The organism is Sphingomonas aquatilis (genome assembly GCF_014196115.1).
GTDB lineage: Bacteria > Pseudomonadota > Alphaproteobacteria > Sphingomonadales > Sphingomonadaceae > Sphingomonas > Sphingomonas aquatilis.
Genome location: NZ_JACIDB010000001.1, coordinates 37,388 through 49,599, shown reverse-complemented (window position 1 = coordinate 49,599; position 12,212 = coordinate 37,388). Strand labels below are relative to the sequence as shown.

The 12,212-nt window shown below is 66.8% G+C and carries 9 protein-coding genes and 1 tRNA gene; 3 read left to right on the top strand and 7 right to left on the bottom strand.

Annotation, left to right across the window (positions count from 1 at the left end; translation table 11 throughout):
• Positions 1–124 precede the first annotated feature (124 nt).
• On the top strand, positions 125–2,533 hold the full coding sequence (locus GGR47_RS00230; RefSeq protein WP_167509690.1) for a ligase-associated DNA damage response DEXH box helicase: 2,409 nt from the start codon (positions 125–127) through the stop codon (positions 2,531–2,533).
• Positions 2,534–2,579: 46 nt separating this feature from the next.
• Here the strand turns inward: GGR47_RS00230 and GGR47_RS00225 are convergent.
• Positions 2,580–2,651, bottom strand: a tRNA-OTHER gene (locus GGR47_RS00225).
• A gap of 375 nt (positions 2,652–3,026) precedes the next feature.
• Here GGR47_RS00225 and GGR47_RS00220 point away from each other — a divergent pair.
• Positions 3,027–4,553 carry a peptide chain release factor 3 gene (locus GGR47_RS00220; protein ID WP_147035107.1) on the top strand — a complete coding sequence of 509 codons (1,527 nt, stop codon included), beginning with the start codon at positions 3,027–3,029 and terminating at the stop codon, positions 4,551–4,553.
• 281 nt (positions 4,554–4,834) lie between these two features.
• On the opposite strand, the gene GGR47_RS00215 is transcribed toward GGR47_RS00220, so the two are convergent.
• Entirely contained in the window at positions 4,835–6,094 is a 1,260-nt protein-coding gene (locus GGR47_RS00215; protein WP_147035106.1) for a spinster family MFS transporter, read from the bottom strand.
• A 155-nt stretch (positions 6,095–6,249) separates the two neighbouring features.
• Entirely contained in the window at positions 6,250–8,622 is a 2,373-nt protein-coding gene (locus GGR47_RS00210) for a TonB-dependent receptor (RefSeq protein ID WP_147035104.1), read from the bottom strand.
• 116 nt (positions 8,623–8,738) lie between these two features.
• Here GGR47_RS00210 and GGR47_RS00205 point away from each other — a divergent pair, with 116 nt between their 5' ends.
• A complete protein-coding gene (locus GGR47_RS00205) occupies positions 8,739–9,395 on the top strand; it encodes a TetR/AcrR family transcriptional regulator (RefSeq protein ID WP_147035102.1) in 657 nt (218 codons plus the stop codon).
• Here GGR47_RS00205 and GGR47_RS00200 read toward each other — a convergent pair.
• The 4 genes from GGR47_RS00200 to plsX form a co-directional block, all read right to left on the bottom strand.
• Positions 9,382–9,750 carry a MerR family transcriptional regulator gene (locus GGR47_RS00200; RefSeq protein WP_063687170.1) on the bottom strand — a complete coding sequence of 123 codons (369 nt, stop codon included), beginning with the start codon at positions 9,748–9,750 and terminating at the stop codon, positions 9,382–9,384. The two genes, GGR47_RS00205 and GGR47_RS00200, sit on opposite strands and share 14 nt — an antisense overlap.
• A gap of 5 nt (positions 9,751–9,755) precedes the next feature.
• Complete coding sequence (locus GGR47_RS00195; protein WP_017977284.1) at positions 9,756–10,055, bottom strand: integration host factor subunit alpha; 300 nt, start codon at positions 10,053–10,055, stop codon at positions 9,756–9,758.
• Between the two features lie 130 nt (positions 10,056–10,185).
• Positions 10,186–11,154, bottom strand: a complete 969-nt coding sequence (locus GGR47_RS00190; RefSeq protein ID WP_147035101.1) for a beta-ketoacyl-ACP synthase III — start codon at positions 11,152–11,154, stop codon at positions 10,186–10,188.
• Positions 11,151–12,188: a phosphate acyltransferase PlsX gene (gene plsX, locus GGR47_RS00185; RefSeq protein ID WP_017977282.1), complete on the bottom strand. Its 1,038-nt coding sequence runs from the start codon at positions 12,186–12,188 to the stop codon at positions 11,151–11,153. Before plsX ends, GGR47_RS00190 begins: the two co-directional genes overlap by 4 nt.
• Positions 12,189–12,212 lie beyond the last annotated feature (24 nt).

Genomic DNA, 12,212 nt, shown 5'->3' with positions numbered 1-12,212 from the left:
CCACCGGGCCACGGGGGGAAGGCAAGAGGCTCTAGCCATCCCCCTCGCCGCGGAGTGGCCCCCGGAACACGTCCGGGGTGACGGGAAGGATATGGCGCCACGCCCCCGCCACCCTACATACACCATGATGGACCTCCCCCAGCCGCTGACCGACTGGTTCGCCTCCCGCGGCTGGCACCCCCGCCGCCATCAGCTCGACATGCTGCGCGAGGCCCGCGCCGGCCGCCACGCACTGCTCGTCGCCACCACCGGCGCGGGCAAGACGCTCGCCGGCTTCCTCCCCACGCTCGCCGAGCTGATCGAGCAGCCGACAGAGGGCCTCCACACCCTCTACGTCTCGCCGCTGAAGGCGCTCGCGGTCGACATCCAGCGCAACCTCGTCACGCCCCTCGACGAAATGGGCGTCGACATCCGCGTCGAAACTCGCACCGGCGACACCCCCAGCGACCGCAAGGCGCGCCAGCGCGTCAAGCCGCCGCAGATCCTGCTCACCACGCCCGAATCGCTGTCGCTGCTCTTGAGCTACCCCGACAGCGTGACAATGTTCGCCGGCCTGAAGACGATCGTCGTCGACGAAGTCCACGCCTTCGCCACCGGCAAGCGCGGCGACCTCCTGTCGCTCTGCATGGCCCGCCTCCAGCGGATCAGCCCCGGCCTCCGCCGCGTCGCGCTCTCCGCCACGATCGCCGACCCCGACGGCTATCGCGCCTGGCTCGCCCCCGATGGCGACATCGGTGAGGTCGCGCTGGTGCAGGGCGAAGCCGGCGCCGACCCCGACATCACCATCCTGCTCCCCGAAGACCGCGTGCCCTGGTCCGGCCATTCAGGGCGCTATGCCGCGCAACAGGTTATGGCGGAGATCGAGGCGCATGAGACCTCGATCATCTTCTGCAACACGCGCAGCCTCGCCGAACTGATCTTCCAGGATCTGTGGAAGGTGAACACCGACAGCCTGCCGATCGGCGTCCACCACGGCAGCCTCGCACTCGAAGCGCGCCGCAAGGTTGAAGGCGCGATGGCATCGGGCCGGCTGCGCGCATTGGTCGCCACCGCCAGCCTCGACCTCGGCGTCGACTGGGGGAATGTCGATTGCGTCATCCAGATGGGCGCCCCCAAGGGATCGTCGCGCCTGCTCCAGCGCCTCGGCCGCTCCAACCACCGCCTCGACGAAGCCTCGCAAGGCATCCTCGTCCCCGGTAACCGCTTCGAATATCTGGAAGCCCGCGCCGCCCTGGACGCGGTGGAGGCGGGCGAGCTGGACCCCGACATCTTCCGCCCCGGCGCGCTCGACGTCCTCGCCCAGCATGTCATGGCGCTCGCCTGCGCCGCGCCGTTCGATCAGGCCGCGCTGCTCGACGAAATCCGCTCCGCGTTGCCCTATTCGGCGCTCGACGACGCAACGTTCGACCGCGTCCTCCATTTCATCAGCGACGGCGGCTACAGCCTGAAGGCCTACGACCGGTTCAAGCGCCTGACGCAGGACCCTGACGGCCTGTGGCGCGTCAGCCACCCCAGGTTCGTGACGCAGCACCGCCTCAACGCCGGCATCATCGTCGAGGCGACGATGCTTAACGTCCGCTTCAAGAACGGCCGCCACCTCGGCAAGGTCGAGGAAGGCTTCGCCGCGCAGCTCAGCCCCGGCGACACCTTCTTCTTCGCCGGCCTGTCATGCGAAGTGCAGAGCATCGACACCGAAGACCTGATCGTCCGCGCGTCCAGCAAGCCTGCGCGCATCCCAACCTACGGCGGCAGCCGCATGCCGCTGTCGACCAACCTCGCCACCCGCGTCCGCCACTTCCTCGCCGAACCGGAGCAATGGCACCGCTTCCCGCCCGACGTGCGCGACTGGCTGGAATTCCAGGCGAAACGCTCCGCCCTCCCCCGCCCCGGCCAGCTGCTGGTCGAAACCTTCCCGCGCGAAGGCCGGCATTACATGGTCGCCTACAGCTTCGAAGGCTGGAACGCGCACCAGTCCTTGGGCATGCTCGTCACCCGCCGCATGGAGGCGGAGGGGCTGAAACCCTTGGGGTTCGTCGCCAACGACTATGCGCTCGCCTGCTACGGCCTCGAAAAGATCACCGACCCCGCCGCGCTGTTCAGCCCCGACATCCTCGAACATGAATTCGTCGATTGGGTGCAGCAGAGCCACCTGCTCAAACGCGCCTTCCGCGAAGTCGCGGTCATCGGCGGCCTCGTCGAACGCCAGCACCCCGGCAAACGCAAGACCGGGCGCCAGGTAACGTTCTCGACCGACCTCATCTACGACGTGCTGCGCAAATACGAACCCACGCACCTGCTCCTGCAAGCCGCCTGGGACGACGCCCGCGCCCGCATGACCGACGTCGGCCGCTTGGCGCACCTGCTCGACCGCGCCGCCGACACGATGCTCCACGTCGACCTCGACCGCATCACCCCGCTCGCCGTCCCCGTCCTCACCCTGATCGGCCGCGAAAAGGTCTCGACCGGCTCCGCCGACGACGCGCTGCTGATCGAGGCGGAAGCGCTGGCGGCAGAAGCGATGCGGATCGATTGAGGGGGGCGGAGATATCGGGAATGTCTCTCCGCCCAGAAGCGGACATCGCCAGCGGCGAGGATTTGAACCCGCAACCTCCGGTTGTGACCGGTGCTCCAACCGATTGAGCTACGCTGGCACAGACCGAATACCGCAATTTTTGGACGTCCGCTAATGCCCAGAAGCGGACATTCCACTTCCGCCCACGTCTTGCCAAGCGCGGTGCCCCCCCTCCGTCATTCCCGCGAAGGCGGGAATCCAGACTGGCAAGCCTATCGACGCCATCGAGACGATAGAGGTTATGGATTCCCGCCTTCGCGGGAATGACGGCGGCGACTCCCCCTCTGTCCTACACGCCACAAATCTGGCAAAGGGCCCGCATGACCCATGCCCGCCGCACCCCGCCCCTCACCCGGCGGGCCCGTCGCGGAGGGCGTTTTCGACACTTACGTACCGTCCACTTCGTCCACTTCCGCGGTGCCGAATCGGCCCGCGCAGCCGCCCGAGACTGCCTGTGACCTCCCCCCGCCGCACCTTCGCGATCATTTCCCACCCCGACGCGGGCAAGACGACGCTCACCGAAAAACTGCTCTATTTCGGCGGCGCGATCCACCTCGCCGGCGAGGTGAAGGCGCGGGGCCAGAACCGCCGCGCCCGATCGGACTGGATGAAGATCGAGCAGCAGCGCGGCATCTCGGTCACGTCGTCGGTGATGACCTTCGAACGCGACGGCATCACCTTCAACCTGCTCGACACGCCGGGCCACGAAGACTTCAGCGAAGACACCTATCGCACGCTCACCGCGGTCGATTCCGCCGTCATGGTCATCGACGCCGCCAAGGGCATCGAGCCGCAGACGCGCAAGTTGTTCGAGGTGTGCCGCCTGCGCTCGGTGCCGATCATCACCTTCGTCAACAAGGTCGATCGCGAAGGCCGCCCGGTCTTCGAACTGCTCGACGAGATCGCCGACATGCTGGCATTGGACGTGTGCCCGATGAGCTGGCCGGTCGGCATGGGCGGCGAGTTCGAGGGCGTGCTCGACCTCACCACCAACACGATCAGCCGCCCCGAAGGCGACAGCCGCGCCTTCCTCGGCAAGACCGAAGCCGACCCCACGCTGTCCGACCGCTGGGCCGAGGAGATCGAACTCGCCCAGGCGGGCTACGCCGAATTCGACGGCGAGGCCTATCGCAACGGCGACCTGACGCCCGTCTATTTCGGCTCCGCGCTCAAGGACTTCGGCGTCGCCGAACTGATCGGCGCGCTTGCCGAACACGCGCCCCCGCCGCGCGCACAGCCTGCCGAACCCGCGCCCGTCGCACCGGACAACGACGAAGTCACCGGCTTCGTCTTCAAGGTGCAGGCGAACATGGACCCCAACCACCGCGACCGCATCGCCTTCATGCGGCTGTGTTCGGGCACCTTCAAACGCGGCATGAAGCTCACCCCCACCGGCCACGGCAAGCCGATCGCGGTCCATTCGCCGATCCTGTTCTTCGCGCAGAATCGCGAAGTCGCCGACGAGGCCTTCCCCGGCGACATCATCGGCATCCCCAACCACGGCACGCTGCGCGTGGGCGATACCTTGTCGGAGCGCGCCGACGTCCGCTTCACCGGCCTGCCCAATTTCGCCCCCGAAATCCTGCGCCGCGTCCAGCTGAAGGACCCGACCAGGACCAAGCAGCTCCGCAAGGCCTTGGACGACATGGCCGAAGAGGGTGTGACGCAGGTCTTCTACCCCGAAATCGGCAGCAACTGGATCATCGGTGTCGTCGGCCAGCTCCAGCTGGAAGTGCTGCTCAGCCGCCTGGAGGTCGAATATAAGGTCGCCGCCGGCCTCGAACCCGCCCCCTTCGAAACCGCGCGCTGGGTCTCGGCGCAGGACCCCGCCGACCTCAAGGCGTTCACCGACCTCAACCGCTCGGCGATGGCCAAGGACCGCGACGGCAACCCCGTCTTCCTCGCCAAAAGCGCGTGGGAAGTCGGCTACATCGCCGATCGCTACAACAAAGTGAAATTCGCCGCGACCCGCGAACGCTAACCCTCTCTCCGTCATCCCGGCGAAAGGGTTCCCATCGAAGTAATACTTCGATGGGGCCCAACGCCGGGATGACGAAAGGGGTGTTGGACCGCCGTCGCACTAACCGACCGGCACAGCAGGACGATTCGCAAGGGCCTGTCCTACGGCGAGCAAGGGTGCCACACCCCACCCAGTCATTCCCGCGAAGGCGGGAATCCATAACCTCTGACGTTGCGGCTCCATCGCCGCCGTCAGCGCGTCTGGATTCCCGCCCTCGCGGGAATGACGGACATGGCTTTTTCTCACCCCACCCAGTCGCGCCGCAGCGGCTTCACCGCGCTCAGCATCAGCCCCGCCGCGACGACATAAAACCCCAGCGCATACACCGTTGCATAGCGTAGCGCGTCCGCTCCGTACGCCGCGGTCATCGCATCCGACACACGGCCCATGATCGTCGATCCCAGCCCCAGCCCGATCAGATTGTTGATCAGCAGGAAGCTGGCCGAGGCGGTCGCGCGCATCGGCGGCGGCACCAGATGCTGGACCGCGGTCGTAACCGGCCCCAGCCACAGGATGTTGAGTCCGTTGGGGATCAGGAACAGGAACCAGGACAGCGCCGGCGATCCGCTCATCAGCCCCGCGGCATAAAGCGGCACGGTGATCGCCCAAGCCACCGCGGGCAGCTTCGCATAGACCCCGCGATCGCGCCCGCCCATCCGGTCGGCCAGCGACCCGCCGGCGAACACGCCGATCGTGCCGCCGATCAGCAGCAGCGACCCGATATATTGCGACGCGGTCAGCAAGCTGAACCCGAACGACCGGATCAGGACGGACGGCACCCAGAAGGCGAGGCCATAGCCGCACAGCGAACTGAACGCCGCAGCAAAGCTCAACAGCCAGAAACTCGGCTTGGCGGCCAGGATGCCGAACACCGTCCACACCGACGTGAGCTCGGTCGCCGCGGCCGGATCGAACGCCCCGCGCGCAGGCTCGCGCACCACCAGGCGGAAGATCGGCGCGATGACGACGCCCGCCAGCCCGACGACGATGAACGCCCAGCGCCAGTCGACATGCGCCGCCAATATCCCGCCCAGCAGCGCCCCCGCGGCCAACCCGATCGGGATGCCCAGCGAATAGATCGACAGCGCCCGCCCGCGCTGATGCGGCGGGAAGTAGTCCGAAATCATCGCATAGGACGGCGCGACGCCCCCCGCCTCCCCCACGCCGACGCCCAGGCGGAACGCGAAGAACTGCCAGAAACCGGTCGCGAATCCGCACAGCGCGGTAAAGCCGCTCCACACCGCCAGGCTGATCGTGATCACCCAGCTGCGGCTCGTTCGGTCGGCGATCAGCGCCAGCGGGATGGCGAGCGTCGAATAGAGCAGTGCGAACGCCGCTCCGCCCAGCAGCCCCAGCTGCGTGTCGGTCAGCTTCAGGTCTGCCTTGATCGGCGCCGCCAGGATGCCGAGGATCTGCCGGTCGAGGAAGTTGAACGTGTAGACGACCAGCAGCATCGCCAGCACGAGCGCACGGTAGCGGGGGGTGGGTGTCATGCCATGCATAGGTATTCCCGCGCGCTAGCCCCGCCCACCCGTCACCCCGGACTCGTTCCGGGGTCCACTCAGCGGCGAGGGGGGAGGCCGAAGCCTCTTGCCGTCCCCATGCGGCCCGGTGGACCCCGGAACAAGTCCGGGGTGACGGAGGGACATTGCAAACCTTAGAACTTCCCCCCGACGCTCACGAACACCTGCCGCGGATTGCCGTAGAAGGCCGTCGCAACGCCCTCCTTGCCCAGCGTCGGCGTATAGCCGCCCGCCGCATTCCGGATCGGCACGCCGGCGATGGTGCTGGCGATATACTGATATCCGCTGGTCTTGTAGCGCACGTCGGTCAGGTTCTTGCCGTACACACCGATCGTGTACCGCCGCCCCTCGCCGAACGCATAGGTCAGGCCCGCATCCAGCAACGTATAGCCCGGCTGGTCGAGGAACGGGCTCGCCGTCTCGAACTGGTGCGTCAGGCTGCGATACGACACGGTCGAATTAGCGGTGACGAGGCCATCGCCCAGCGGCACATTGCCAGTCAGCGTGCCGCTCGCCGTCCAGTCGGGCGTGTTCTGGAACACGCGGACATTGGCGACATCGACCCCAGTCGGGCCGATGAAGGTGCGGTAGCGGGCATGGATATACCCCACCGCCCCGTTGAGCGCGACCGACGATCCGATCCCGGCGAAATCGCGCGCCAGCACCGCGGTGCTTTCCAGCTCGATGCCCTTGATCCGCGCCTTGGCCGCGTTGGTGGTGATGCCGCAGAAGCTCTGCACCCCGTTCTGCAAACAGCCGACCGAACCGGGCACCTGCACGTCGGTGTAATCGGCGTAGAAGCCCGCCAGCGCCCAGGTCAGCCGCCGGTCGAATGCCGATCCCTTGTATCCCGCCTCATAGCTGGTGACGGTCTCCGGGCGGAACAGCAGGTAATTGTAGATATCCTGGTACGTCCGTCCCGCCGCCGGATTGCTGATCGGCGCCGACGTGCCCGACCCGCGCGGATCGAAACCGCCGCCCTTGAAGCCTTCCGAATAGGAGGCATAGAGCAGGTGATCGGGCGCCGGCTTGAAGCTCAGCGACACGCGTGGCGTGAAGCGCTTGAAATTGGCGATGCCCCGGAAGTTCGTCGCCGGAGCGCCGAACGCGGTCGGCGTGCCGCCGAACTCGCTGGTCAGGCCGATGTAATTGGCCTTGAAGACGAAGGCGTTACGCTGGTCCCACGTGTAGCGGCCGCCGACCGACAGGCTGAATTGCGGCGTGAAATCATAGGTGAAGTCGCCATAGATCGACGACGTCTCGGTCCGCACGTCGCCCGCCGTATAGGCGTCGAACCCCGGCAGCGTCGTCGACAGCAGCACCCCGAACCCGGTCGCCGCTTTCGCGCCGAGGTAATAATAGCCGACCAGGCCGTTCAGCTTGTCGGACGCATAGAGCAGCTGGAATTCCTGGCTGGTCTGCTCGTTGCGATAGACGGCAGGCACATCGACGTCGGTCGCGGGCAGCGAATCGAAGTCGATTGGCGTGAAGCTCGTGTCCTTGCGCCACGCGCTGATGCTGCGCAGCGTCAGGTGATCGGTCAGCTGCGCATTCGCGGTCATCGACAGGCCGCCCGCCTGAATGTCCTGCTTGGGGAAGTTCAGCCCGGCGCGCGTATCGAACACGTTGGCCAGCACCGGCGCACCCGACAGCAGGCCCGGGATCAGGCGGTGGCCGTTGCGCGGATTGCTCAGGTCGTGCGTGTAGTCGCCGGTGATCCGCACGAACAGCCGCGTATCCGGGCTTTCGAATTCGATCGTACCGCGACCTGCCCAGATGTCCTTGTTGTAATTGTCGATATTCAGGTTGGTGTTGCGCCCGAAGCCCCCCCGGCTCAGCCGGGCCCCGGCCACGCCGACCTTGAACATGTCGCCGATCGGCGTCGACAGCGCGACGATGCCATCGGCCTGATCGAACGACCCGTAATTGGCCTTCACGCGCAGCTCGGTCTCGTTCGGCAGCCGCTTGGTGACATATTTCACCGCGCCACCGATCGTGTTGCGGCCATAAAGCGTCCCCTGCGGCCCGCGCAGTACCTCGATCCGGTCGACGTCGTAGATATCGAGCACCGCCGCCTGCGGCCGGTTGAGATAGACGTCGTCCAGATAGATGCCGATGCCCGCCTCGAACCCCGGCACCGGATCCTGCTGGCCGACACCGCGAATGAAGGCCGCAAGCGTCGAGTTGGAGCCACGGGCGGTCTTCAGCGTGGTGTTGGGGGTGACGTTCTGGATGTCGGTCAGGTCGACCGCGCCGATCTTGTCGAGCTTGTCCGCGCTGAACGCGGTGACGGCGATCGGCACGCTTTGCAGCGTTTCGGACCGGCGGCGCGCGGTGACGACGATGTCCCCATTGTCTTGGGGAGGCGTCGCACTGGTATCGGGCGCCGTCTCCGCTGCCGCGCTTTGCGGGGCGTCGGCCGGTGCCGTCTGCGCCATCGCGGGCGTCGCCAACAGCGCCGCGGCACTCGCGCCGAGCTTGAGGATCGTGGATGCACGCCGGTTCATAGCTTTCCCCTCCTGATCGGCGTCAGCCCGGTAGACCCGGCTTGTACGCCCTCTTGCACCCGCTATACTGAAACCTGAACCGGGTTTCAACTTCGGTCTTTGGGGGAGGAACGATTATGACCGAGGCAGCGGCAGACGCAGCCGACAGCGCCGACTCACCCGTCACGGCCAAGACGCCGCGAACGGCGCGGGGAAGGCGGACGCTGCGCGCGCTGCTCGATGCGGCGGCGGTGGAGTTCGGCGGGCGCGGGTTTCACGATGCGTCCATCAGCGGCATCACGCGTCGCGCCGGCATCGCACTCGGCAGCTTCTACACCTATTTCGATTCCAAGGACGCGGTGTTCCGTGCGCTCGTTACCGACATGTCGGCGCAGGTTCGCGATCATGTCGCTCCTGCGGTTCGGGCAGCGCCGGATGGACTGGCGGCGGAACGGGCAGGTCTTGCCGAATTCATCGGCTTCGTCCGCGACCACAAGGAAATCTATCGCATCATCGACGAAGCCGAATTCGTCGATTCGGATAGTTTCCGCGCCCACTACGCCTCCACGGCGGAACGAATCGAAGCGCGGTTACGCGCCGCGGCGGCGCGGGGGGAGGTGCGGGGGGATGTGGATGATGTTCACGCCTGGGCGATCATGGGAATGAACGTGTTTTTGGGCCTGCGGTACGGCGTGTGGAGCGAGGATCGCGACATTGCCGCGGTGGCGGACCAGGCCGCATCGCTGCTGCGCGATGGCCTGTTCCCCAAACCCCCAGCCATCACCGAGGTTTGAGCACATCGTCCTGCCGTAACGCATCGGCGATGCGGTTGCGGATCGCGAGCAGCATGGCGGTCAGGTCCGCCTGTTCGTCGGCGGGCGCTGGCGGCGGCGCGCGATCCGCATCGGCGAGGAGTTGCTGGACGCCGCGAATCGTATAGCCCTGCCGGTTGAGCAGCGTATCGATGCGGCGGACCAGCGCGACATCCTCCGGCCGGTAATAGCGCCGGTTGCCCGCGCGCGTGACGGGCCTGAGCTGGGGAAAGCGCGTTTCCCAATAGCGCAGGATATGGTGGGCGAGGCCGGTTTCCGCCGAAACCTCGCCGATCGTTCGAAACGCTCCACGCGCCTTGTCGGTGCGGGAGACCATCCGGGTCAGCTGGCCGCGACGATGCGGTCGCGCATCATCTGGCTGGCGCGGAAGGTGAGGACCCGCCGCGGTGCGATCGGCACCTCGACCCCGGTCTTGGGATTGCGGCCGATCCGTTCGCCCTTGTCACGCAGCACGAAGGTGCCGAACCCCGAAATCTTGACGTTCTCGCCGCGCGACAGCGCCTCGCACATCTCGCCGAGAACCTGTTCCACCAAGCGCGCCGAGTCCGATCGCGCCAGTCCCACCTGACGATGCAGGGCTTCGGCCAGATCCGCTCGCGTCAACGTGCCCACCGGTGTCATCAACACGTTTCCCACTCCACTCTGTCAAAACAGCCCCTTGGAGGGAGCTACACCAGCACAGACATGTCCGAAAGTGACTTTGTTACACGGCGTGGAAACGCTTGCACGAAAAACTACTCAAAATGGCGGATTACATCCGCAGGACCGCAGCTCCCCACGTGAAGCCGCCGCCCATGGCCTCCAATACCACAATCTGGCCCGGTTGGATGCGCCCATCGCGCGTCGCCGTGTCGAGCGCGAGCGGCACCGACGCGGCGGAGGTGTTGGCGTGGCGATCGACGGTCACGACGACCTTCTCCGCCGGGAGGCCGAGCTTGCGGCTGGTCGCCTCGAGAATGCGGGCATTGGCCTGATGCGGCACGACCCAGTCGACCGCCGACGGCGTCAGGCCGGCGATGTCCAGCGACTCTTGCAGCACCGACGCCAGGTTGACGACGGCATGGCGGAACACCTCGCGGCCCTTCATGCGCAGCTTGCCGACGGTGCCGGTGGTCGACGGACCGCCATCGACATAGAGCAATTCGTTGTGGCGCCCATCGGCGTGCAGACGCGTGGCGAGGATGCCGCGACCGCCCTCGGCCTCGCTCTCCTGCCCTTCCAGCACGATCGCGCCGGCGCCGTCGCCGAACAGCACGGCGGTGGTGCGATCTTCCCAATCGAGGATGCGGCTGAACGTTTCGGCCCCGATCACCAGCGCGCGGCGATGGACGCCGGTGCGCAGCATCGAATCGGCGACCTGTACCGCATAGAGGAAGCCCGAACACACCGCCGCAACGTCGAAGGCGACGCAATCGTCGATGCCGAGCATCGCCTGCACCTTGGTCGCGGTCGCCGGGAAGGTCTGGTCGGGGGTCGCGGTGGCGAGGACGATCAGGTCGATGTCCTGGGCGGCGATGCCCGCCGCCTCAATCGCGGCGCGACAGGCCGCTGCGGCGAGTGTCGAGGTCGTTTCGTGCGGGCCGGCGATGTGGCGGAAGCGGATGCCGGTCCGTTCGACGATCCATTCGTCGCTGGTGTCGAGTCGCTCCGCCAGATCGGCGTTCGACACACGCTGTTCCGGAAGGGCCGAACCCGTACCGAGAACGACCGAGCGGATCATGCGTGGACTGCCTTTTTCTCGAAATTGCCGAGGTCGTCGGCGATGCGGCGCGTCAGGTCGGCGCGCACCATCTTGGCGGCATTGCCGATCGCGGTGGCGACGCCGCGTTCGTTGGCGCTGCCGTGGCTCTTCACGACGATGCCGTTCAGCCCGAGGAAGACCGCGCCATTGTGATTATTGGGATCGAGGTGGTCGCGCAGCAGCTCGGTCGCCGGACGCGAGATCAGGAAGCCGACCTTCGAGCGCACCGAGCTACGGAAGGCGCGCTTGAGCAGATCGGCGACGAAGCGCGCCGTCCCTTCGGCGGTCTTGAGCGCGATATTGCCGGCGAAGCCGTCGCAGACGATGACGTCGTGGTTGCCACGGGCAAGCTGGTTGCCCTCGACGAAGCCGGTGAAGGTCAGCGGCAAATGCGTCTGGCCGCGCAGCACGGCGGCGGCGTCGCGAATCTCGTCCGTGCCCTTCTGGTCTTCGCTGCCGATGTTGAGCAGCGCGACGCGGGGGCTGTCGAGATCGAGGATGGTGCGCGCATAGGCGGCACCCATCACCGCGAACTGGACGAGATTGCGCGCATCCACCTCGGTATTCGCACCGAGATCGAGCATCACGACGTCATTGTCGCCCAGCGTCGGCAGCGGCGCGGCGAGCGCGGGGCGATCGATGCCCGGCAGCGTGCGCAGCGCAAGCTTCGCCATCGCCATCAGCGCGCCGGTGTTGCCCGACGACACGGCGGCGCCGGCGCGACCCTGTTTCACCAGATCGATGGCGATGCCCATCGACGTGGTCTTGGACCGGCGGATCGCCTGGCTCGGCTTGTCGCTCGACCCCACGGTTTCGGGGGCGTGGACGATCTCGCTGGCATGGGCGAGGTTGGGATGGGCCTTCAGCCCCTCCGCCACCTTCGCCTCATCACCCACCAGGAAGAAGCGCATGCCCTCGAACCGGCGGCGTGCCGCGGCGACGCCAGCCAGCATGACCGCCAGCCCCTCGTCGCCGCCCATCGCATCGACGGCGATCCAGGAAGTGTCGGGCATGGTTGCGCGTGTATCCAGTGGGTA